The organism is Comamonas sp. UBA7528, assembly GCF_002479375.1.
Classification (GTDB): domain Bacteria; phylum Pseudomonadota; class Gammaproteobacteria; order Burkholderiales; family Burkholderiaceae_C; genus Comamonas.
Window position 1 is genome coordinate 213,244 of sequence record NZ_DLMU01000004.1, and the last position, 20,727, is coordinate 233,970.

General features: G+C 63.6%; 19 protein-coding genes. 12 read left to right on the forward strand and 7 right to left on the reverse strand.

Annotation, left to right across the window (positions count from 1 at the left end; translation table 11 throughout):
* Positions 1-31 precede the first annotated feature (31 nt).
* The 3 genes from B3349_RS05095 to B3349_RS05105 all read right to left on the reverse strand — a co-directional run bounded on the left by B3349_RS05095 (position 32) and on the right by B3349_RS05105 (position 4,102).
* Positions 32-1,519, reverse strand: coding sequence for a methyl-accepting chemotaxis protein (locus B3349_RS05095; protein WP_291586956.1), 1,488 nt, complete (start codon positions 1,517-1,519; stop codon positions 32-34).
* Between the two features lie 187 nt (positions 1,520-1,706).
* Positions 1,707-2,606, reverse strand: a complete 900-nt coding sequence (locus tag B3349_RS05100) for a CoA transferase (protein ID WP_291586958.1) — start codon at positions 2,604-2,606, stop codon at positions 1,707-1,709.
* A gap of 299 nt (positions 2,607-2,905) precedes the next feature.
* On the reverse strand, positions 2,906-4,102 hold the full coding sequence (locus B3349_RS05105) for an amino acid aminotransferase (protein WP_291586960.1): 1,197 nt from the start codon (positions 4,100-4,102) through the stop codon (positions 2,906-2,908).
* Between the two features lie 114 nt (positions 4,103-4,216).
* On the opposite strand from B3349_RS05105, the gene uvrB reads away from it, so the two are divergent.
* The 10 genes from uvrB (at position 4,217) to B3349_RS05155 (ending at position 14,175) form a co-directional block, all read left to right on the forward strand.
* Positions 4,217-6,274, forward strand: a complete 2,058-nt coding sequence (uvrB, locus tag B3349_RS05110) for an excinuclease ABC subunit UvrB (protein WP_291586962.1) — start codon at positions 4,217-4,219, stop codon at positions 6,272-6,274.
* 255 nt (positions 6,275-6,529) lie between these two features.
* Positions 6,530-7,066 (forward strand): Fe-S cluster assembly transcriptional regulator IscR, encoded by a 537-nt coding sequence (gene iscR, locus B3349_RS05115; protein WP_066534422.1) that lies wholly within the window; start codon positions 6,530-6,532, stop codon positions 7,064-7,066.
* 115 nt (positions 7,067-7,181) lie between these two features.
* On the forward strand, positions 7,182-8,402 hold the full coding sequence (locus tag B3349_RS05120) for an IscS subfamily cysteine desulfurase (RefSeq protein ID WP_291586965.1): 1,221 nt from the start codon (positions 7,182-7,184) through the stop codon (positions 8,400-8,402).
* 49 nt (positions 8,403-8,451) lie between these two features.
* Positions 8,452-8,850, forward strand: a complete 399-nt coding sequence (gene iscU / locus B3349_RS05125; RefSeq protein ID WP_066534417.1) for a Fe-S cluster assembly scaffold IscU — start codon at positions 8,452-8,454, stop codon at positions 8,848-8,850.
* A 1-nt stretch (position 8,851) separates the two neighbouring features.
* Positions 8,852-9,175 (forward strand): iron-sulfur cluster assembly protein IscA, encoded by a 324-nt coding sequence (iscA, locus tag B3349_RS05130; protein WP_066534414.1) that lies wholly within the window; start codon positions 8,852-8,854, stop codon positions 9,173-9,175.
* 79 nt (positions 9,176-9,254) lie between these two features.
* Positions 9,255-9,773, forward strand: coding sequence for a Fe-S protein assembly co-chaperone HscB (gene hscB, locus B3349_RS05135; protein ID WP_066534411.1), 519 nt, complete (start codon positions 9,255-9,257; stop codon positions 9,771-9,773).
* 97 nt (positions 9,774-9,870) lie between these two features.
* Positions 9,871-11,739 (forward strand): Fe-S protein assembly chaperone HscA, encoded by a 1,869-nt coding sequence (gene hscA, locus B3349_RS05140; RefSeq protein WP_291586969.1) that lies wholly within the window; start codon positions 9,871-9,873, stop codon positions 11,737-11,739.
* 11 nt (positions 11,740-11,750) lie between these two features.
* A complete protein-coding gene (gene fdx / locus B3349_RS05145) occupies positions 11,751-12,089 on the forward strand; it encodes an ISC system 2Fe-2S type ferredoxin (protein WP_066534401.1) in 339 nt (112 codons plus the stop codon).
* 1 nt (position 12,090) lies between these two features.
* The gene (gene dnaQ, locus B3349_RS05150; RefSeq protein ID WP_291586971.1) at positions 12,091-12,825 is read left to right on the forward strand and encodes a DNA polymerase III subunit epsilon; all 735 of its coding nucleotides are present in this window, start codon (positions 12,091-12,093) and stop codon (positions 12,823-12,825) included.
* Positions 12,826-12,945: 120 nt separating this feature from the next.
* Positions 12,946-14,175 (forward strand): PLP-dependent transferase, encoded by a 1,230-nt coding sequence (locus tag B3349_RS05155; protein ID WP_291586974.1) that lies wholly within the window; start codon positions 12,946-12,948, stop codon positions 14,173-14,175.
* A gap of 72 nt (positions 14,176-14,247) precedes the next feature.
* Here B3349_RS05155 and B3349_RS05160 read toward each other — a convergent pair whose 3' ends face one another.
* A complete protein-coding gene (locus B3349_RS05160) occupies positions 14,248-15,726 on the reverse strand; it encodes an amino acid permease (protein ID WP_291586976.1) in 1,479 nt (492 codons plus the stop codon).
* A 380-nt stretch (positions 15,727-16,106) separates the two neighbouring features.
* Here B3349_RS05160 and B3349_RS05165 point away from each other — a divergent pair, with 380 nt between their 5' ends.
* Together B3349_RS05165 and B3349_RS05170 are read left to right on the forward strand one after the other, a co-directional pair.
* Complete coding sequence (locus B3349_RS05165) at positions 16,107-17,006, forward strand: pirin family protein (RefSeq protein ID WP_291586978.1); 900 nt, start codon at positions 16,107-16,109, stop codon at positions 17,004-17,006.
* Positions 17,003-17,518, forward strand: a complete 516-nt coding sequence (locus tag B3349_RS05170; protein ID WP_291586980.1) for a retropepsin-like aspartic protease family protein — start codon at positions 17,003-17,005, stop codon at positions 17,516-17,518. Before B3349_RS05165 ends, B3349_RS05170 begins: the two co-directional genes overlap by 4 nt.
* Before the next feature lie 230 nt (positions 17,519-17,748).
* Here the strand turns inward: B3349_RS05170 and B3349_RS05175 are convergent, their stop codons facing one another.
* The 3 genes from B3349_RS05175 to B3349_RS05185 all read right to left on the reverse strand — a co-directional run bounded on the left by B3349_RS05175 (position 17,749) and on the right by B3349_RS05185 (position 20,562).
* Positions 17,749-18,543: an ABC transporter ATP-binding protein gene (locus B3349_RS05175; RefSeq protein ID WP_066534390.1), complete on the reverse strand. Its 795-nt coding sequence runs from the start codon at positions 18,541-18,543 to the stop codon at positions 17,749-17,751.
* 31 nt (positions 18,544-18,574) lie between these two features.
* Positions 18,575-19,459, reverse strand: a complete 885-nt coding sequence (locus B3349_RS05180; protein ID WP_291586983.1) for an ABC transporter permease — start codon at positions 19,457-19,459, stop codon at positions 18,575-18,577.
* 134 nt (positions 19,460-19,593) lie between these two features.
* The gene (locus B3349_RS05185) at positions 19,594-20,562 is read right to left on the reverse strand and encodes an ABC transporter substrate-binding protein (protein WP_291586985.1); all 969 of its coding nucleotides are present in this window, start codon (positions 20,560-20,562) and stop codon (positions 19,594-19,596) included.
* Positions 20,563-20,727 lie beyond the last annotated feature (165 nt).

Below are 20,727 nucleotides of genomic sequence, written 5' to 3' on the forward strand. Positions count from 1 at the left end.
AGGAATGGGCAGTGAATGGACATGGGCGTGCTTACCTCAACGACAAGGCGGCGCACTCGGTCGCTTGGCTGCTGTTTTGCAGGGTGTTGTCGGTCTGGAAACCCGCCACCAGATGGCTAAGCCGCTGCGCGTGCTGCGCCAGTGCCTGTGCGGCGTGGCTGGATTGCTCTACCAGAGCCGCATTCTCCTGGGTCAGCGTGTCCACCTGCTGTACCGCCGAGCTGGCATGCTGCAGCTGGGTGGCCTGTTGGTGTGCGGTCTGACTGATGGCCTCGATCAGCGTGGCGACCTGCTGGGAGTGGCTGACCAGTTGGTCCATGCTGTGGCCTGCCTGGCCCACCAGATTGGCTCCATGGTCGGCGTGGCCCATCGATTGTTCGATCAGCTGGCGCACATCCCGGGCGGCACTGGCGCTGCGCTGGGCCAGGGCCCGTACTTCGCTGGCCACCATGGCAAAGCCCCTGCCTTGTTCCCCTGCGCGTGCGGCTTCCACGGCGGCATTCAGTGCCAGGATATTGGTCTGGAAGGCAATGGAGTCGATCAGCCCCACGATGTCACCGATCTTGCGCGCACTGCTGTGAATGGCTTCCATGGTGCTCACGACATTGCGCACCACGCTGCCGCAGGCATGTGCGCTGCTGGTGGCATGGCCGGCCATGGAGCGGGCGCTGTCGGCTTCGGCGGCGCTGTGGTGGGCACTGCTGCGGATGGCGTCCATGCTGGCCGCTGTCTGCTGCAACTGGCTCACCGCGGATTCTGCACGCTGGCCCAGGTGCTGGTTGCCCTGTGCGATGGTGGTGCTGGTCTGCAGCACCAGTGCGGCGGCGGCATGGGTTTCGGCCACCACCTCGTGCATGCGCGCCAGCGCATGGCGCACGGATTGCGCCGTGGGACTGGTGACGGGCATGTGCTGCACGTTCAGCGACAGCTCGCCGCTGGCAGAAGGCTGGCACAGGCTGCGCAACTCGGCCGACTCCACCGCGTCGGCACGCATGCGCAGCGCGATGCCCACTTCCACCGCTGTCTGTACCACCACAAACACTGCGTGCAGGACCACGCGCCCCATATCCGGCTGGGTCAGACAGAACACGGGCAGGCCCAGCCATTGCAGGCGGTCGAAGGCCACATGGTGCACGGCAATCGCGGCGGCGGCCACCACGATGGGGCGCCAGTCACGGTAGACCAGCAAAAATGCCAGAAAAACGAAAACACCGAAGTGCAGCTCGGTTTGCCCCATGGACAGCTGGATGTGCAGGGCCACCATGGCCATACCGCACACGGCCAGCGTGCACCGGGACAGCGTGGAACCTGGCGCCAAACGGTAGGTCACGGCAGCGACGGCGAGCAGAAGCAGGGCGGCGGTACTGCCGGCTGCCAGGGAGCCATGGAGACCGCCCAGCGCTGCCGCAGCCAGCGCCCCCAGGCTCAGAATGCCCAGCACGGTCACATCTGCGCGGCATGCCATGGCATGCATGCTGGCATGCACTTCGTCCCGGGCTGGCTGCGTGACAGTCTTCATGGATGTCCCTTGTAGAGTTCCCATGCACCGCATGGAATGGGCGAGGGAGCCAGGACATTCACTGGTGCATGCTGTGGTGCACCGGCGCAACCCTCATCCAAGAGCAGGGCGGAATACGCCCCCCATGCAGCCCAGAGGCCGCTTGATTGGTACCGGCTGTGCGCAACTAACGCACGGCTTCAGTCCATTATTTGTTTCTATCTGCAAGGACATGTAGGGGAATGTCCTTTTCTACGGACAAGCGTTCTAAATCTGTACCAGCGGTGGTCTGCAGAAAGCGGGCGATTTGGGCATGCACCGCCGGTGCGCGCATGGCCTGCACGCTGCCGTCGCACTCCACGCCCGCCAGGGCGCAGAGCTGGCGGGCAAAGTGGGGCTCCAGGGCGGCTACGGCCACATGCCCGTCGGCCGTAGCGTAGACACGATAGCCGGCATGTGCTCCGCCCACATCGCCGTTGGGGGTGGTCAGGCCCCAATGCAGGGGCTGGGCCAGCCAATGGGCCGCCTGGGCCAGGCCCACGTCGCGCACCACGCCGGTGCCACTGCGTTCACGCTCCAGCAGGGCTTGCAGCAGGGCTTCGGCCGCGCTCAGGGCGCCCGCCATGTCGGCGTGCAGGCTGGTGGGCATGTGGCCGGGGCTGACCAGGCCGGCTTCGGCCTGGTAAGTCAGGTCGTGGCCGGGTTGCCCGGCCGCTTCGGCATTCAGATCCCCCTGGATGCGCACCATGCACAGCTGGGGGTAGCGGGAGTGCAGGTGCTCCCAGTCCACCCCCAGCTTGACCAGGGCGCCCGGGCGGAAGGAGGTAATGAGCACATCGGTGACCAGCAGTTCCTGCTGCAGCAGCAGCTGGCCTTCCTCGGTTTTGAGATTGGCGTGCAGCACACGCACGCCCTGGTGCAGCTCGCGGTATGCGGCGGGGCTGTACTGGGCCATGGGGTCGGCGCTGCTGCTGTGTTCCGGCGGCGGGGGCTCGAGCTTGGTGCAGATGGCGCCCATCTGGTGGCAGCGCAGCAGGGCGGCCGGCCCGGGCAGATTCAGCGCCAGGCTGAGGACGCGGATGCCTTGGAGTGTGGGGTGGTGTCTCATGGTGATCTTGTGGTTTTGATAAGGGCGGCAACGCTCCTGCGAATGGCTCTCCGTCTTTATAGCCGGTGTGCTGGCGCAGGCGATCAGCCGCAGCGACAGCGATTGCTCTGAAAATATGAGCTGCCTGTGTGCTGTGCAAGGGCTGCGCAGGGCTAAAAACACATGGATTTCCCTGAGATCGGCGCGGTGCAGGGAGTTCTGTCTGCGCAATGCTGGGGCGCAGGCATAAAAAAACCGCCCGAAGGCGGCTTGGCAGAACACGATCGGCTGCAGCGCAGTGCGCCGCAGCGGTGGTGTCTTTACATCACGGCAGCAATGGACTTGCAGACGTGGTCGATGTTCTTGCTGTTCAGCGCGGCCACGCACATGCGGCCGGTGTCGGTGCCGTACACGCCGAATTCATTGCGCAGGCGCACCATCTGGTCCTTGGACAGACCGGAGTAGCTGAACATGCCGATCTGGGTGGTGATGAAGCTCATGTCTTGCTGCACGCCGGCAGCCTTCAGGCCGTCCACCAGCTTCTGGCGCATGGCCTTGATGCGCACGCGCATCTCGCCCAGCTCGGCTTCCCATTGGGCGCGCAGTTCGGGGTTGTTCAGCACGGCGGCCACCACAGCGCCACCGTGGGTGGGTGGGTTGGAGTAGTTGGTGCGGATGACGATCTTCAGCTGCGACAGCACGCGGGCCGCTTCTTCCTTGTCGTTGGCCACCACGGACAGGGCGCCCACGCGCTCGCCATACAGGCTGAAACTCTTGGAGAAGGAGGTGGAGACGAAGATGTTGAGGCCTGCGGCCACGAACTTGGCGATCACGGCGCCGTCTTCGGCCAGGCCGTAGCCAAAGCCTTGGTAGGCCATGTCCAGGAAGGCGACCAGGTCCTTGGCCTTGACAACTTCGATTACCTTGTCCCACTGGGCGGGGGTGATGTCATAGCCGGTGGGGTTGTGGCAGCAGGCGTGCAGCACCACCACGGTGCCGGGGGCCGCAGCGCTCAGGTCGGCGATCATGCCTTCGAAGTTGATGGCGCGGTTGGCGGCATCGTAGTACTTGTAGCTGTCCACTTCAAAACCGGCATTCTGGAAGATGGCGCGGTGGTTTTCCCAGCTGGGGTCGGAGATCAGCACCTTGGCGTTGGGGTTGAGCTTCTTCAGGAAGTCGGCACCGATCTTCAGACCGCCCGTACCGCCCACGGCCTGCACGGTGGACACGCGGCCGGACTTGACCACGTCGGACTCAGCGCCGAACACCAAGGCTTTCACGCCGTTGTCGTAGGCAGCGATGCCGTCGATGGGCAGATAGCCACGGGCGGTGGGTTTGTCCATCATGGCCTTTTCAGCAGTCTGCACGCACTGCAGCAGGGGCAGCTTGCCGTTATCGTCGAAATACACGCCCACGCCCAGGTTCACTTTGTTGGGGTTGTTGTCGGCGGCGAATTGATCATTCAGGCCCAGGATCGGATCGCGGGGAGCCATCTCGACGGCGGTAAACAGAGACATGAAAAGTCCTTGATGGTGGAAATAAAGCGGGGAGCACCCAAGTACTGCGGTAGTCTTGAGAGTTGCCCCGTTATTTTAGCCCCGGGCAGCATCATGCGTTGAGCACATAACACCATGCAAGAAGCTATTGATACCGCGCCAGAAGGCACTTTTGTGCATTTCCCCGATTCGCCCTTCGAGCTGTTCCAGCCGTACCCGCCGGCAGGGGACCAGCCTGCGGCCATTGCCAAGTTGGTGGAAGGCATTGAGGACGGTGAGGCTTTTCAGACCTTGCTGGGGGTGACGGGCTCGGGCAAGACCTTCACCATGGCCAATGTGATTGCACGCATGGGGCGACCGGCCATTGTGTTTGCGCCCAACAAGACGCTGGCTGCACAGCTGTACAGCGAGTTCCGGGAGTTCTTCCCGAACAACGCGGTCGAATACTTCGTTAGCTACTACGATTACTACCAGCCCGAAGCCTATGTGCCGCAGCGCGACCTGTTCATTGAAAAGGACAGCGCCATCAACGAGCACATCGAGCAGATGCGGCTGTCGTGCACCAAAAGCCTGATGGAGCGGCGCGATGTGGTGATTGTGGCCACCGTCTCGGCGATTTACGGTATCGGCGAGCCGGAGAGCTACCACCGCATGGTGATGACACTGCGCACCGGCGATACGCTGAGCCAGCGCGATGCGATCGCCCAGTTGATCCGCATGCAGTACCAGCGCAACGACCAGGAGTTCACGCGCGGCAAGTTCCGTGTGCGCGGTGACACCATCGATGTGTTCCCGTCGGAAAACTCGGAGCTGGCGCTGCGCATCGAGCTGTTTGACGATGAGGTGGACAGCCTGCAGCTGTTCGATCCGTTGACCGGGCGTGTCAAGCAAAGCATCCCGCGCTTTACCGTCTACCCCAGCAGCCACTATGTGACGCCGCGCGACAAGGTGCTGGCGGCGGTGGAAACCATCAAGCTGGAGCTGGCCGAGCGCCTGAAGCAACTGGTGGGCGACGGCAAGCTGGTGGAGGCCCAGCGCCTGGAGCAGCGCACGCGGTTCGATCTGGAAATGCTGTCCGAAGTGGGGCACTGCAAGGGCATCGAGAACTACACGCGCCACCTGTCGGGCTCGAACCCGGGCGATCCGCCCAGCACGCTGACCGACTACATGCCCAAGGACTCGCTGATGTTCCTGGATGAGAGCCACCAGATGATTGGCCAACTCAACGCCATGTACAACGGTGACAAGGCGCGCAAGACCACGCTGGTGGAATATGGGTTCCGCCTGCCGTCGGCGCTGGACAACCGTCCGCTGAAATTCGAGGAGTTCGAGCAGCGCATGCGCCAGGTGGTGTTTGTCTCTGCCACGCCGGCGGACTATGAAAAGACGCACTCCGGCCAGGTGGTGGACCAGGTGGTGCGACCCACCGGACTGGTCGATCCGGAAATTGAAGTGCGTCCTGCCACCCACCAGGTGGACGATGTACTGCAGGAAATCCGCAAGCGGTCGGAGGTCGGGGAGCGGGTGCTGATCACCACGCTGACCAAGCGCATGGCCGAGCAGCTGACCGATTACCTGACGGACAACGGGGTGAAGGTGCGCTATCTGCACTCGGATGTGGACACGGTGGAGCGTGTGGAAATCATCCGCGACCTGCGACTGGGGGCTTTTGACGTGCTGGTGGGCATCAATCTGCTGCGCGAAGGCCTGGATATTCCCGAAGTGTCGCTGGTGGCCATTCTGGATGCGGACAAGGAAGGCTTTCTGCGTGCCGAGCGCAGCCTGATCCAGACTATCGGCCGCGCGGCGCGCAATCTGCACGGCAAGGCGATTCTGTATGCGGACCGGATCACCGATTCGATGCGCAAGGCTATCGATGAGACCGAACGCCGCCGCGTCAAGCAGATGGCGCACAACGAAGCGAACGGAGTGATTCCGCAGGCCATTGTCAAGAGGGTGAAAGACCTGATTGATGGGGTCTACAGCGAAAAGAGCGGAAAAGAGGCCAAGCAACTCGAAGTACGCCAGCGCCAGGTCGAAGAGGTGCAGGAACTTTCCGAGAAGGAAATGGCCAAAGAAATCAAGCGTCTCGAGAAGGAGATGCTGGAGTTCGCGCGCAACCTGGAATTCGAGCAGGCCGCCCGTGCGCGCGATCAGTTGGCTGCGTTGAAGACGCGGATGTTGGGTGTCTAGGCATGCCGCCTGTCGGTGGAAACCGCGGGGCCGATAAGGTCTCGCTATGCCCGCAAGCGACAAAAACCATGGTATCCGACAAATTTGATGGGGTTTATGCTATACTCCTGTCAATAACTCAACAACAACACACTTCGAAACAAAGAAGGGCTCTGGACCTTTTATAGGGCGGAGTAAGGGCGGAGACGGTGTCGGTACCAGGCATCCACTTGGCCGACGTTTCTGTAACCACAAGCCTGATTGAAGGAGCTCGCGATGCGTCTCACTACCAAAGGCCGCTTTGCGGTCACTGCCATGATTGACTTGGCCCTGCGCCAGAACAACGGTCCTGTCACCCTGGCGGCCATCAGCCAACGCCAGCAAATTTCGCTCTCTTATCTGGAGCAGTTGTTCGGCAAGCTGCGCCGCCATGAACTGGTGGAGTCGACCCGTGGTCCTGGTGGTGGATACACCCTGGCGCGCAAGGCGGCCGACATCACCGTGGCCGACATCATTGTGTCGGTGGACGAACCCATTGACGCCACCCAGTGTGGCGGCAAGGAAAATTGTATGGGCGAAGCAGGTCGCTGCATGACCCACGAACTGTGGGCCGCACTGAACCAGCGCATGGTCGAGTTTCTGGACTCCGTCACCCTGCAAAAGCTGGTGGACGAGCAGATCGCCAAGGGCGTTCAGATCGAAGACAAGCCGGTCGTGCGCCGTGCGATCTCGACCGCGCCGGTGGTTAAACCCATCCGCGTGAACGCCCCGAATTCGGTTTTTGCCCTGGGCAACGCCTTCGCAAAATCCTGATTTGGCGGGTGTGTGCTGGTCCCTCGGGAGCGGCGCCCACCCGGACAACGGCCAATTATTTCGGCACATTCATTTCGGCATATTCAATTGCCAGCCTGATTTCATAGAGCCAGCCATGGACATGACCCCGCACTTCCCCATCTACCTTGACTACGGCGCCACCACGCCTGTGGATCCCCGCGTCGTGGACGCCATGATCCCGTGGCTGCGCGAGCATTTCGGCAACGCTGCCTCGCGCAGCCATGCCTGGGGTTGGGAGGCGGAGGAAGCCATCGAGAAGGCGCGCCAGCAAGTCGCAGACCTGATTGGCGCCGATCCGCGTGAAATCGTCTGGACCAGCGGTGCCACGGAATCCGACAACCTGGCCATCAAGGGCGCGGCACAGTTCTACAAGGGCAAGGGCAAGCACCTGATCACCGTGAAGACCGAGCACAAGGCCGTGCTGGACACCATGCGTGAGCTGGAGCGCCAGGGCTTTGAAGTGACCTACCTGGATGTACAGGAAAACGGTCTGCTGGATCTGGAGGTCTTCAAGGCCGCCATCCGTCCCGACACCATCCTGGTGAGCGTGATGGCCGTGAACAACGAGATCGGCGTGATCCAGGATCTGAACACCATTGGCGGGATCTGCCGTGAGAAGGGCATCATCTTCCACGTGGATGCTGCACAGGCCACGGGCAAGATGCCGCTGGACATGCAGACCATGCCTATCGACCTGATGAGCCTGGCTTCGCATAAGACCTACGGCCCCAAGGGCATCGGCGCTCTGTATGTGCGCCGCAAGCCGCGCATTCGCCTGGAAGCGCAGATGCACGGTGGTGGCCATGAGCGCGGCATGCGTTCGGGCACGCTGCCTACCCACCAGATCGTGGGCATGGGCGAGGCCTTCCGCATTGCCAAGGACGAAATGGCGCAGGATCTGGAGCATGCCAAGCGCCTGCAGCAGCGTCTGCTCAATGGCCTCAAGGATGTGGAGCAGGTGTTCGTGAACGGCGATCTGGAGCACCGCGTGCCCCACAACATGAACATCAGCTTCAACTACGTTGAAGGCGAGTCGCTGATCATGGGGATCAAGGGCCTGGCGGTGTCGTCGGGTTCGGCCTGCACCTCTGCCAGCCTGGAGCCCAGCTACGTGCTGCGTGCCCTGGGTCGCAGCGATGAACTGGCGCACAGCAGCCTGCGTATGACGATCGGCCGTTTCACCACGGAAGAGGAGATCGACTATGCCATCAGCACCATCCGCATCAACGTGGAAAAGCTGCGTGAACTCAGCCCCCTGTGGGAAATGTTCAAGGATGGCGTCGATCTGAGCACCATCCAGTGGGCCGCGCACTGAAGCGTCGCCAGCAGCACAGTACATACTGAAAATTCAAGAGGTAGACACCATGGCTTACTCTGACAAAGTTATTGACCACTATGAAAATCCCCGCAACGTGGGCTCCTTCGACAAGGGCGACGATTCGGTGGGTACCGGCATGGTGGGCGCTCCGGCCTGCGGCGACGTGATGAAGCTGCAGATCAAGGTCAACCCATCGACCGGCGTGATCGAAGACGCACGCTTCAAGACCTACGGCTGCGGCTCGGCGATTGCCTCGTCGTCGCTGGTGACCGAATGGGTCAAGGGCAAGACGCTGGACGAAGCGGCTGCGCTGAAGAACAGCCAGATCGCTGAAGAGCTGGCACTGCCACCCGTGAAGGTGCACTGCTCCATCCTGGCGGAAGACGCCATCAAGGCAGCGGTCAACGACTACCGCACCAAGCACACTGCCACTGCGGAAGCCTGAAATGGCCATCACGCTGACAGAAGCGGCCGCACGCCATGTGGGGCGTTATCTGACGCGCCGCGGCAAGGGCATCGGCGTCCGCCTGGGGGTCAAGACCACGGGCTGCTCCGGCCTGGCCTACAAGCTGGAGTATGTGGACGGCGTGGAGGCCGAGGACATCGTGTTCGAAAGCCACGGCGTCAAGGTGCTGATTGATCCCAAGAGTCTGGCGTACATCGACGGAACCGAGCTGGATTTCGTGCGCGAAGGTCTGAACGAAGGCTTCAAATTCCACAACCCCAACGAACGTGATCGTTGCGGCTGTGGCGAGAGCTTCCGCATCTGACGCGCTGTGAACGGCCTGCAGGCAGGCCGCCCCTTCCTCCAAACCGCCACCGCAGCCGTGCTGGCGGTTTTTTATCGACATGAATCTGCAGTCTGACGATTTTGAACTGATGGGCCTGCCGCGCCAGTTTGCCCTGGATCGTGCACAACTGGATGCGCGCTGGAAGGAGTTGCAAAAGCAGGCGCACCCGGACCGCTTTGCGGCCGAGGGCGCGGTGGCGCAGCGCGTGGCCATGCAATGGTCGGTGCGCATCAACGAGGCCTACCAGCGTCTGAAGCAGCCACTCAAGCGTGCGGCCTATCTGTGCGAGTTGCTGGGCGCGCCAGTGCGGGCGGAAGACAACACCGCCATGCCGACGGCTTTTCTGATGCAGCAAATGGAATGGCGTGAAGCCTTGGATGATGCGGCCACGGAGGCGGACATCGATCGCCTGGAGCAGGAAGTGGCCGACTCCAAACGCGCCATGCTCCAGCGGTGCGAGCAATTGCTGGTGTCTCCCGAGGGAGCACAAAAAGCTGTGCAGGAGGTGAGATCCCTCATGTTCGTTGAGCGCTTTGCCCAGGACATCGATCGCCGCCGCGATCAACTGGGACAATAGGCTTCCTTCTTTTGTCGCAGCGCTGCAAGCGCGCTGCACATCTCTGTGGGGCAGGGGGCACGCCGTGCCTGCCTTCCCTTGTGATTGCGAAGAATCCATGGCGTTACTGCAAATTTCTGAACCCGGCCAGTCTCCTGATCCGCACCAACGGCGCATTGCCGTGGGCATTGACCTGGGAACCACCCATTCGCTGGTGGCTTCGGTGCGCAATGGCGTGGCCGAATGCCTGCCGGATATGCAGGGTCGTGTTCTGCTGCCTTCGGTGGTGCGCTATGCACCCGAAGGCAAGCGCCAGATCGGTTATGAGGCGCGGGGCCATGAAGTGGAAGACGCTGCCAACACCATCGTGTCGGTCAAGCGCTTCATGGGCCGCGGCCTGGCGGACATCGCTAACGCCGCGCAGCTGCCCTATCTGCTGGAGCAGCCCGAAGACCAGGGCATGGTGGCCCTGTCGACACGGGCAGGCCGCAAGAGCCCGGTGGAGATCAGTGCCGAGATCCTGGCTACCTTGCGCTACCGTGCCGAAGACAGTTTTGACAACGATCTGTACGGTGCGGTGATCACCGTGCCGGCCTATTTTGACGATGCCCAGCGCCAGGCGACCAAGGATGCCGCCCAGCTGGCAGGCATCAACCTGCTGCGCCTGATCAACGAACCCACGGCGGCGGCCATTGCCTATGGCCTGGACAATGCCAGCGAAGGCGTTTACGCCGTCTACGACCTCGGTGGCGGCACGTTCGACATTTCCGTGCTGCGCCTGACGCAAGGGGTGTTCGAGGTGATTGCCACCGGCGGCGATTCGGCCTTGGGTGGCGACGACTACGATGCTGCGCTGGTGCAGTGGGTGTTGGAACGTACCCCGGTGCAGCCCGCCCACGGCGAAGACCGTGCAGCCCTGCGTGTGGCAGCCCGGGCGTGCAAGGAAGCCCTGACAGACGCAGACAGCGCTGCATTTGCAGCCACGCTGTCGGGTGGGGCGCAGATCGCCCTGGAGGTGACACGCGCCGATTTCGATGCCGCCACTGCGCACCTGACCAAGCGTTCGCTTGCCGCCGTGCGCCGCGCCTTGAAGGACGCAGAGCTGGTGGTCGAGGATGTCCAGGGGGTGGTGATGGTGGGGGGCTCCACCCGCATGCCCCAGGTGCAGCAGGCGGTGGGCACTTATTTCAACCAGACCCCGCTGACCAACCTGAATCCGGATGAGGTGGTGGCGCTGGGCGCCGCCATCCAGGCCAACCAGCTGGCGGGCAACAACAGCGCCGGCGATCTGCTGCTGCTGGACGTGATTCCGCTGTCGCTGGGGGTGGAAACCATGGGCGGGCTGGTGGAGCGCATCGTGGCGCGCAATGAAACCATTCCCTCGGCCCGTGCCCAGGATTTCACCACCTACAAGGATGGCCAGACCGCCATGGCCATCCATGTGGTGCAAGGGGAGCGCGATCTGGTCGCCGACTGCCGCAGCCTGGCGCGTTTCGAGCTGCGGGGCATTCCGCCGATGGCGGCGGGTGCGGCGCGCATCCGCGTGACGTTCACGGTGGATGCCGATGGTCTGCTGTCGGTCAGTGCCAAGGAGCAGCTCAGTGGCGTGGAAGCGCACATTGACGTCAAGCCGTCCTACGGTCTGTCGGATGCCCAGGTGGCGCAGATGCTGCAAGATGGCTTCAACACCGCACAGGAAGACATGAAGGCGCGTGCGCTGGTGGAAGCCCGCGTGGACGCTGACCGCATGCTGCTGGCCACGCACAGTGCGCTGGCCGCCGATGGCGATGTGCTCAGCGCTGCACAGCGCGCCGAGATCGACCAATTGATGGACGCTTTGAGCCAGGCCAAGAGCTCGGACGATGTGGCCGTGGTGGAAGCCGCCACGCAGGCGCTGGCCAAGGGCACGGAAGCCTTTGCCGCCGAGCGCATGAACCGTGGCATCCGCGAAGCCCTGGCTGGCAAGAACGTGCAATCCATTTCCTAAAATCTGACCCCATGCCTGTTATCAAAATTCTTCCCCATCCCGAATACTGTCCACAAGGCGCCCAGGTGGAGGCGCCTGCCGGTACCTCGATCTGCGAGGCCCTGTTGGACAACGGCATCAAGATCGAGCATGCCTGCGACATGAGCTGCGCCTGCACCACCTGCCACGTGATCGTGCGTGCGGGTGGGGCATCGCTGAATGAAGCCGAGGAGGAAGAGGAAGACCTGCTGGACCGCGCCTGGGGCCTGGAGCCGCAATCGCGCCTGTCCTGCCAGGCCATCCTGGCACAGCAGGACGTGACGGTGGAGATTCCCAAGTACTCCATCAACCACGCCAAGGAAAACCACTGATATGTCACGGCTGATCGTTCTCGATACGGAAACCACGGGTCTGTCGGCCGTTGACGGCGACCGCATCGTGGAGCTGGGGTGCGTGGAGCTGGTGAACCGCAAGCTCACCGGCAACAACCTGCATCTGTACTTCAATCCCGAGCGCGACAGCCATGAGGAGGCCTTGCGTGTCCACGGCCTGACCACCGAGTTCCTGCGCGACAAGCCCAAGTTCGCCGAGAAGGCGCAAGACATCCTGGCCTATCTGCAGGACGCCGAGCTCATCATCCACAACGCGCCGTTCGACGTGGGTTTCCTGAACAAGGAGCTCGATCGGCTGGGGCTGAAGCCGCTCAAGAGCTATGTCAGCGCTGTCACCGACACGCTGGCGATGGCCAAGGAGCTGTTCCCCGGCAAGCGCAATTCGCTGGATGCGCTGTGCGACCGCCTGGAAGTGGACAACAGCGGACGCACCTTGCACGGCGCTTTGCTGGATGCGGAGCTGCTCGCCGACGTCTATATCAACATGACCCGCGGCCAGGATGCGCTGTTGATCATGGAAGACGAGGCCCCTTCTGCTTCCCAGGCGAATGCAGAGGTCGGCAGCCAGCAGCGCGTGGACCTGTCCAGCATTGCTCTGCAGGTGCTGCGCGCCAACGAGCAGGAACTGGCCAGCCATGAGGCGGTGCTGGCCGAGCTGGACAAGTCCAGCGACGGCAAGACCATCTGGCGCACCGCGGAGCAGGCCGCCGCCTGATGCCGCAGCGGCCTGCTGCCCGTGCGGGGTAGCACGCCGTGCTGCAATCAGGGTCAAATACCGCTGCTGCGCATAGGCGTTCGCGGCAAAGCGCCCCAGGCAGGCTAGGATGCGGGGCTTATGACCGATACCCGCTCCCGCGATCTGATCACGCAGATCGTTCACCACCCCTACGTTCCCCCGTCCGATTTTGTCGCCCCCCAGCCGCCGGTGCACAAAGGCTCCACGGTGCTGTTCCCCAATGTGGCGGCCATGCGCGAGCGCCGCTGGCTGGATAAGAGCAGCTACACCTACGGCTTGCACGGCACACCCACCACCTACCAGCTGGAAGAGCGCCTGTGCGCGCTGGAAGGCGGCTTGCAGTGTCTGCTGGTGCCCAGCGGTCTGTCGGCGCTGACCACGGTGTCGCTGGCATTGTTGAACGCTGGCGATGAAGTGCTGGTGCCCGACAACGCCTACGGTCCGAACAAGGATTTCACCGAGATCGAGCTCAAGCGCCTGGGCATCGGTCATGCGTTCTACGATGCCATGAACCTGGCCGATCTGGAGGCCAAGATCACGCCCGCTACCAAGCTGGTGTGGCTGGAAGCTCCTGGCTCGGTGAGCATGGAATTTCCGGATCTGGCGGCCTTGGTGCGCCTGTGCCGCGAGCGCGGCGTGAAGACGGTGCTGGACAACACCTGGGGTGCAGGTCTGGCTTTCCGTCCGTTCGATCTGCTGGCCGACGGCGGCAGCCTGGGGGTGGACATCACGGCCCATGCGCTGACCAAGTACCCCAGTGGCGGGGGCGATGTGCTGATGGGCAGCATCATCACCCGCGATGCCAATCTGCACATGCGCATCAAGCTCACCCATATGCGCCTGGGCATTGGCATTGGCGCCAACGATGCCGAACTGCTGTTGCGCTCCCTGCCCAGCGTGGGTTTGCGCTACCAGGCCCATGATGTGGCGGCGCGCGATCTGGCCCGGTGGCTGGGCCAGCAGCCGGCCGTGGTGCAGGTGCTGCACCCGGCGCTGGAAGGGGCTCCGGGCCATGTGCACTGGAAGGCTTTGTGCGGAGCCACCAACGGTGGCCAAGGCGCCGCGGCGGGCCTGTTCAGTGTGGTGATCGACCCCAAGTACGGGCAGGACGCCGTGGACCGTTTCTGCGACAGCCTGCAGCTGTTCAAGCTGGGTTACAGCTGGGGCGGTCCCATCAGTCTGGTGGTGCCTTACGACATCGAGCGCATGCGCAGCCAGCCGCATGCGCAACTTAAGACCGGGACCGTCGTGCGTTTTTCGATCGGTCTGGAGCAGGTTGACGATCTGCGTGCCGACCTGGCGCAGGCGCTCTCCCAGGCGTTTGCCTGATTGCGCTGAGCGTGTGCCGCAAAAAAGCCGGGCAATGCCCGGCTTTTTTTGTGGTCGCTGTCCGCGCCGTGTTCAGCGGCTGCCGGAGAGATCCATTTCTTCATAGCGCACGATGTGGGTGCCCTTGGCCCATTTGTAGCCGAACCAGATCAGCAGAAACAGCGGCAGGCCGATGTAGGTGGCGATGACACCGGTCCAGTCGATGCTGTCCTTGGTGAAGGCTTCGTAGTTCTGGCCCAGGGTGATGACCAGGCACAGCACAAAGGCAAAGATGGGGCCGAAGGGAAAGGCCGCTGCGCGGTAGGGCAGCTGGTCCAGCTGGTAGCCCTGTGCTTCGCAGCCCTTGCGGAAGCGGTAATGGCTGATGGCAATGCCCAGCCAAGCCACAAAACCGCACATGCCCGACAGGTTCAGCAGCCAGATGTAGACCGCTTGCGGGCTGAAGATATTGGTCAGAAAGCACAGCGCGGCGACCACGGTGGTGGCAACCAGGGCCATGATTGGCACACCGCGTGCATTCACGCGGGCGAACAGCCGGGGCGCCATGCCTTGCTGGGCCAGCGCATACAGCATGCGGGTGGAGGCATACATGCCCGAATTGCCGGCCGACAGCACCGACGTCAGCACCACGGCATTCATCACGGCCGCGGCACCCAGCAGGCCGGCGCGTTCGAACACCAGGGTGAAGGGGCTGACACTGATGTCGCCCACATCGTTCTTCAGCAGTTGCGGATCGGTATAGGGGATCAGCAGGCCGATGATCAGGATGGAGAACACATAGAACAGCAGGATCCGCCAGAACACCTTGCGCACGGCGCGGGGCACGTTCCTGGCCGGGTCTTCGGATTCGCCGGCGGCAATGCCGATCAGCTCAGTCCCCTGGAAGGAGAAGCCCACGATCATGGCCACGCCGATCAGCGCGGCAAAACCGCCGGCGAACGGCGCATCTCCGGCGCTGAAGTTGGCGATGTTGCCCCACAGCCCTTCGGGCGCACCGCCTTGCAGGATGCCCAGGATCATCAGCAGGCCCACCGCAATGAAGACCAGCACCGTGGTCACCTTGATGGCGGCAAACCAGAACTCCGACTCGCCGAAGCCCTTGGCCGACAGGGCGTTGAGCCCCACCATCAGGGCCAGAAACAGTGCGCTCCACAGCACGCCATTGCTGTCCGGGAACCAGTAGGCCATCACCAGCTGGGCGGCCACCAGATCCACGGCAATCGTCACGGCCCAGTTGTACCAGTAGTTCCAGCCCAGGGCGAAGCCAAAGCCTTCGTCCACATACTTGGCGCCATAGGTGGCGAACGAGCCGGAGACCGGCAGGTGCGAGGCCATCTCGCCCAGGCTGGTCATCAGAAAGTACACCATCAGGCCGACGACCATATAGGCCAGCAGTGCGCCGCCAGGGCCTGCTTGCGAGATGGTGGCGCCCGAGGCGACAAACAGGCCGGTGCCGATGGAGCCGCCGATGGCAATCATCGACATATGGCGCGGCTTGAGGCTGCGGTGCAGCGCGGAAGGCTGGCCGGAAGAAGAGGAGTCTGCTGCCATGGGTGATGCAGTCGTGTCGTCAAAAAAGCAAGATCCCAGGCGGTGGCCTGGTTGCCCGCACCAAAGACAAAGGCCGCAGACAATGCGGCCTTGAAAGCTGGAACGGGGGCGTTCGGAGGCAGATTGTGCGCGATGGGGTGCATCGCCGGTGGCGATGGGGTTAATGACCCTACAGGCAGTTTAGAGCTGCTAATGCCCCTCGCATGTGTGCTGCCAGTGGCGCCGGGGCGTGGGCACAACGCAGCACCGCGGGTGATCCTGCTGGTTGTGGGCCGTGCTCTGCGCCGGTCATGAACGTTGCGGCCCCTGGATGGCTGTCGCAGGGACCCAAACGCGGTTTAATCGCTGCATTGGCAATGCCCCCTGGGCTGGAGTTTTGCATGACCGATCACACGGCTTTGGAGATTCAACGCATCGCACCCCGTAGCAGCGACCTGGGTGAGGGCCTGATGGTGGCGCGCACCTTGCCCAGCCGGGCACGCCGCATGGTGGGGGCCTGGTGCTTTCTGGACCATATCGGCCCCACGCATTTTGCGGACGGCCAGGGCCTGCACGTGGGAGCGCATCCGCACACACGGCTGCAGACCTTCACCTGGATGATCGAGGGTGAAATCCTGCACCGCGACAGCCTGGGCAACGAGCAGGTGATCCGACCCGGGCAGGTCAATCTGATGACGGCGGGCCATGGCATTTCCCATACGGAGGATTCGGCGCAGCCCGGTCAACGCCTGCATGCGGCCCAGCTGTGGATTGCCTTGCCCGATGCGGTGGCCGAATGCCCGCCGGACTTCGCCCATTACCCTGATCTGCCTCAATGGAACGACGCCCAGGCGCCTGCGGTGCGTTGCGCGCTGATGGCCGGTCAGTACGCTGGCCACGCCGCACCCACGGCGGTGCATTCCCCATTGCTGGGGCTGGAGTTGCGCAATACCGGCAGCACGCCGGTCACGGTGGCGCTGGCATTGGCGCCGGGTTTCGAGCATGGGCTGATGGCGCTGGAAGGCAGCTTCACTCTGGCAGGCCAGGGCTTTGCCATGGACGAGCTGGCCTATGTGGCCCCCGGACCTGATCAGGCTGCGCTGGAGCTGGCGCCGGGGGCGCGCGTGCTGCTGCTGGGCGGCGCGCCGCTGGGCGAGGCCGTGACCATGTGGTGGAATTTTGTCGGTCCGGATCTGGCCAGTATCCGGGGTTACCGCGCCGAATGGGAAGCGGCCAGCCCGCGCTTTGGCAGTGTGCCCGGCGGGGAAGGGCGGCGCATTGCGGCCCCGGCCTTGCCGTGAACAGCCCTGACGCCACGCAGCAGGCGGGACGCCGTGCCCTGTGGCGCACCCAGCTGGGCATGGCGCTGTTCTGGCTGGCGGCGCTGGGTGCGCTCTACCTGGCCATGGACCGCTGGCTGCAGCCCGCTGCGATAACCGTGCAGGCCGATGGCAGCGTGCAGTTGCAGCGCCACCGAAACGGGCATTTCTATGCTGCTGGCCATGTCAATGGCCAGCCGGTGCAGTTCATGGTGGACACCGGCGCGACGGCGGTGGCCGTGACCGATGCCCTGGCCGAAGCCGCCGGGCTGCGTGGCGGGCGGTCCGCCACTTTTTCCACTGCCAACGGCGACCGCCCTGGCCGACTGGTGCGTGCCGACACGGTGGCCGTGGGGCCGCTCACGGTGCACCAGCTGACCGTGGGCACGGGTTACACCGGCGCCACGCCGCAGTCCGCGCTGCTGGGGCAGAATTTTCTGCGCCACTTCGATGTGCGCATGCAGGGCGATGTGATGGAGCTGCGCCCGCGCTGAGCCCATGCATGAGCCCATGCTGAGTCTGCGCGTGCCGTGTGGCGGCGCTGTGAGGCATGGCAGAGGGGGGGCGCTGCAGGGGGCGTCCGGCTGAACGTGGGCCGCTGGCATCCATGCCGGTGGGGTCTGCGCGTTGGTGCGGGCATGCCGCTTCCATATCGTTCACCCTGTCGCTACCGGCATGAAAAAAGCAGCCCGCAGGCTGCTTGGGATGGGGCGCTGTGGAAGGGTCAGCCCAGCAGCAGGGCGTCGTCCGCCAGTTTTTCGCCGCGCACCTTCTCGAACATGTGCAGCAGATCGGGTACGTCCATCTGGGCGCGCTCTTCGCCGCTGACGTCCAGCACCACGTTGCCCTGGTGCAGCATCACGGTGCGCTCGCCCACGTCCAGGGCCTGGCGCATGCTGTGCGTCACCATCATGGTGGTCAGCTTGCTCTCGGCCACGATGCGGGCGGTGAGCTGCAGCACAAAGTCGGCGGTGCGGGGGTCCAGCGCGGCGGTGTGTTCGTCCAGCAGCAGGATGCGCGAGGGCTGCAATGCCGCCATCAGCAGGCTCACGGCCTGGCGCTGGCCGCCCGACAGCAGACCGATGCGGTCCGTGAGGCGGTTTTCCAGGCCCAGGCCCAGTGTGGCCAGGCGTTCGCGGTACAGCTCGCGGTTCTGGGCCTTGACGGCGCTGCTCAGGCCGCGCGACGTGCCGCGGCGGTGGGCCAGTGCCATGTTTTCTTCGATGGTCAGGTCCTCGCAGGTGCCGGCCATCGGATCCTGAAAGACGCGGGCCACCCGGTGGGCACGGTCCCAGACGGGGCGGCGTGTCATGTCTTCGCCGGCAATGTGGATGCTGCCCTTGTCCACGCTCTGGTCACCGGAGATGGCGTTCAGAAAGGTGGACTTGCCGGCCCCGTTGGAGCCGATGACGGTGACAAACTGGCCGTCCGGAATGTCCAGCGACAGGCCGCGCAGCGCGCGGGTTTCGATGGGCGTGCCGGGGTTGAAGGTGAGTTCGAGTTTTTTGGCGCTCAGCATGGGTTCACAACTTTCTTCAATGGTGGGCGCGTCAGGGCTTGCGGCTCCACTTGCGCTTGAGCTGGGGAATCACCAGCGCCACGGTCACGAGCAGGGCGGTCACCAAGTTCAGATCCTGGGCCTTGAGGCCGATGAAGTCGCTGTTCAGCGCTGCTGCAATGAAGAAACGGTAGACGATGGCACCCACCACCACGGCCAGCGTGCACCAGATGATCTTGCGCGAAGGGAGGATGGATTCGCCCACGATCACGGCGGCCAGACCGATCACGATGGTGCCGATGCCCATGGAGATATCGGAGCCGCCCTGGGTCTGCACGAACATGGCGCCGGCCAGTCCCACCAGGGCGTTGGAGATGGCCATGCCCAGCAGGATCATGCCGCCGGTGTTCACGCCCTGGGAACGGGCCATGCGGGCGTTGGAGCCGGTGGCCCGAATGGCCAGGCCGCGTTCGGTGGCGAAGAACCAGTCCAGTGCCAGCTTGGCGGCGACCACAATCACCAGCAGCAGCAGCGGGCGGAAGATGTAGTCGTCAATGCCCTCGGGCTGGAGCATGTTGAAGATGGTGGGGTCGTTGATCAGCGGGATGTTGGGGCCGCCCATGACGCGCAGGTTCACGGAGTACAGCGCAATCATCATCAGGATGGAGGCCAGCAGGTCCATGATCTTCAGGCGCACATTCAGCCAGCCGGTGATCAGCCCGGCCACGGCGCCGGCCGCGGTGGCGGCCAATGTGGCCAGCCAGGGATTGATGCCGGCAGCAATCAGCACGGCGCAGACCGCGCCACCCAGAGGGAAGCTGCCGTCCACGGTCAGGTCGGGAAAGCGCAACAGGCGGAACGAAATGAAGACGCCGAGCGCCACGAGGGCGAAGATCAGGCCGATTTCGATGGCGCCGAAAAATGAGAACAGGGACATGGACGGGGCAGGCGCCGGGCGCCACACTTGGGGGGGGGAATGAACAAAGGCAGGGCCAAGTGTACTTGGCGCCTGCCTTGGGTCTGCCCGGTTGGGGCAGACAACACTCAGGGGATGGAAGGGCCCGGAAGGGCTTACTTCACCACCTCAGCGGCGGACTTCACCAGTTCGTCGCTCAGCTTGATGCCTTGCTTCTCGGCAGCGCCGGGGTTCACGAACAGTTCCATTTTGGTGCTGACTTCGGGCTTGATGGTGCCGGGCTTTTCACCCTTGAGGATGCGCACCACCATGCGGCCGGTCTGCTCGCCCAGATCACGGTAGTTGATGCCGTAGGCGGCCACAGCGCCGCGCTTGACGGAGTCGGTGTCCGAGGCCACCAGCGGGATCTTGGCGTCCTGGCCGACCTTGACCAGCGATTCGTAGGCCGACACCACGTTGTTGTCGGTGTTGGTGTAGATCACGTCCACTTTGCCGATCAGCGAACGGGCGGCGCTGCCCACGTCCACGGAACGGGGGGCGGCGGCTTCCACCAGGGTCAGGCCCAGGGTGGGCAGCAACTTCTGCAGTTCCTTGACCACGACCACCGAGTTGGCTTCGCCGGGGTTGTAGACCATGCCGATGCGCTTGGCGTTGGGTGCCACCTTCTTGACCAGCTCCATCTGCTTGTCCAGGGCCAGCAGGTCGGACACACCGGTCACGTTGGTCTTGGAGGGCTCCCAACTGGGCACCAGCTTGGCGACCACGGGGTCGGTCACGGCGGAGAACACCACGGGCACGGTCTTGCTGGCGGCGACCACGGCCTGGGCCGAGGGGGTGGCGATGGCGACGATGGCATCAGGCTTGTCACCCACGAACTTGCGGGCGATCTGGGCGGCGGTGCCGGTGTTGCCCTGGGCACTTTGGTACTGCCACTTCAGGCTCTTGCCTTCTTCGTAGCCGGCGGCCTTCAGCGCGTCCTTGACGCCGTCACGCACGGCGTCCAGGGCCGGGTGTTCGACGATGGCGGTCACCGCCACGGACTTTTGCTCGGCCGCTTGTGCGGGGGCGATGGCAGCGATGGCCAGTGCCATTGCACCCAGCGGTGCCCAGGTCAGATGCTTCATGTAGCTATCTCCAGCTTTTGTTGGTTTGGAATGCCTGCTGTGTTTGCGAGAAGGGGCTGCGCAGGACCGTGCTGCTCCTCGGCGGGCAAGTCTAAAGCACGACCGTGCCGAATGGAGTGGGGCGAAACACTGGTTTGTGACGCTTTTCTGACGGCGTGCAGTTTT

What these genes read in the sequence shown, in the direction of transcription:
- B3349_RS05095 (WP_291586956.1), bottom strand. Translation starts at nt 1,519, where the DNA reads ATGAAGACTGTCACGCAGCCAGCCCGGGACGAAGTGCATGCCAGCATG.
- B3349_RS05100 (WP_291586958.1), bottom strand. Translation starts at nt 2,606, where the DNA reads ATGAGACACCACCCCACACTCCAAGGCATCCGCGTCCTCAGCCTGGCG.
- B3349_RS05105 (WP_291586960.1), bottom strand. Translation starts at nt 4,102, where the DNA reads ATGTCTCTGTTTACCGCCGTCGAGATGGCTCCCCGCGATCCGATCCTG.
- uvrB (WP_291586962.1), top strand. Translation starts at nt 4,217, where the DNA reads ATGCAAGAAGCTATTGATACCGCGCCAGAAGGCACTTTTGTGCATTTC.
- iscR (WP_066534422.1), top strand. Translation starts at nt 6,530, where the DNA reads ATGCGTCTCACTACCAAAGGCCGCTTTGCGGTCACTGCCATGATTGAC.
- B3349_RS05120 (WP_291586965.1), top strand. Translation starts at nt 7,182, where the DNA reads ATGGACATGACCCCGCACTTCCCCATCTACCTTGACTACGGCGCCACC.
- iscU (WP_066534417.1), top strand. Translation starts at nt 8,452, where the DNA reads ATGGCTTACTCTGACAAAGTTATTGACCACTATGAAAATCCCCGCAAC.
- iscA (WP_066534414.1), top strand. Translation starts at nt 8,852, where the DNA reads ATGGCCATCACGCTGACAGAAGCGGCCGCACGCCATGTGGGGCGTTAT.
- hscB (WP_066534411.1), top strand. Translation starts at nt 9,255, where the DNA reads ATGAATCTGCAGTCTGACGATTTTGAACTGATGGGCCTGCCGCGCCAG.
- hscA (WP_291586969.1), top strand. Translation starts at nt 9,871, where the DNA reads ATGGCGTTACTGCAAATTTCTGAACCCGGCCAGTCTCCTGATCCGCAC.
- fdx (WP_066534401.1), top strand. Translation starts at nt 11,751, where the DNA reads ATGCCTGTTATCAAAATTCTTCCCCATCCCGAATACTGTCCACAAGGC.
- dnaQ (WP_291586971.1), top strand. Translation starts at nt 12,091, where the DNA reads ATGTCACGGCTGATCGTTCTCGATACGGAAACCACGGGTCTGTCGGCC.
- B3349_RS05155 (WP_291586974.1), top strand. Translation starts at nt 12,946, where the DNA reads ATGACCGATACCCGCTCCCGCGATCTGATCACGCAGATCGTTCACCAC.
- B3349_RS05160 (WP_291586976.1), bottom strand. Translation starts at nt 15,726, where the DNA reads ATGGCAGCAGACTCCTCTTCTTCCGGCCAGCCTTCCGCGCTGCACCGC.
- B3349_RS05165 (WP_291586978.1), top strand. Translation starts at nt 16,107, where the DNA reads ATGACCGATCACACGGCTTTGGAGATTCAACGCATCGCACCCCGTAGC.
- B3349_RS05175 (WP_066534390.1), bottom strand. Translation starts at nt 18,543, where the DNA reads ATGCTGAGCGCCAAAAAACTCGAACTCACCTTCAACCCCGGCACGCCC.
- B3349_RS05180 (WP_291586983.1), bottom strand. Translation starts at nt 19,459, where the DNA reads ATGTCCCTGTTCTCATTTTTCGGCGCCATCGAAATCGGCCTGATCTTC.
- B3349_RS05185 (WP_291586985.1), bottom strand. Translation starts at nt 20,562, where the DNA reads ATGAAGCATCTGACCTGGGCACCGCTGGGTGCAATGGCACTGGCCATC.